This is a genomic window from Methylobacterium sp. GXS13, from assembly GCF_001455965.1.
In the GTDB taxonomy this organism is placed as follows: domain Bacteria; phylum Pseudomonadota; class Alphaproteobacteria; order Rhizobiales; family Beijerinckiaceae; genus Methylobacterium.
Genome location: NZ_LKKO01000009.1, coordinates 1 through 713, shown reverse-complemented (window position 1 = coordinate 713; position 713 = coordinate 1). Strand labels below are relative to the sequence as shown.

Sequence of the window (713 nt, the reverse complement as noted above, 5' to 3'; positions counted from 1 at the left end):
GCCGGGTTCAGGCGGCGCACCACGCTGGCGGGCTCGAACCGGAAGATGAACGTTCCGGCCGGATCGGCGGCGAAGTCCGAGAGGCCGCGCGCCTTGGCGAGAGCCTGGGCGAGCGTGATGCCGTCGGCCTGGAACGGCAACTCGGTCGCCTGGCCGAGCGCGCCCACCGCCAGGAAGGTCTGGGGATCGCGCACCAGGGTGAGCACGTCGTTGGGCCGCAGGTAGATGTTCTCCTTCGGGTTCGACACCACCGTGGTCAGCGGCACGGTCGCGGTGAGCGGCCCCCGCGACAGGCGCACGAAGGTCTCCGAGACCGGCGAGCGGTTGCCGCCGGCAGCCGCGATCACGTCGAGGATGCGGTCGCCGTGGCCCGAGAGCGGCAGGCGGGCGCCGGCGGCGCCCTCGCCGGTGACGGTCACCGCCTGGGAGATCGGCCGGGTGACCGAGACCAGCACCTGCGGTTGGATGGCCTTGCCGGCGAGCTCGTTCTCGATCAGGCCCTGGACGTCCTGGGGCCGGCGTCCGGCGACCTTGATGCGCCCGGCATAGGGCACCGAGATCGCGCCGTCGCGGCCGACCGGCTGCTCGGGGATGAGGGCGGATTTGGAGCCGGCGGAGAACCGGTCGGCGACCAGCGGCCCGGAGAACAGGCCACCGGATCCGGCTTCCCAGACCGAGACCGAGACCATGTCGCCGATGCCGATCACCGGCTC

At 72.7% G+C, this 713-nt stretch carries 1 protein-coding gene; it reads right to left on the bottom strand.

Annotated elements, in window-relative coordinates; genetic code table 11:
- The coding region (locus AO398_RS03950) for a polysaccharide biosynthesis/export family protein (RefSeq protein WP_058190739.1) at positions 1–713 on the bottom strand (713 nt) is incomplete at both ends.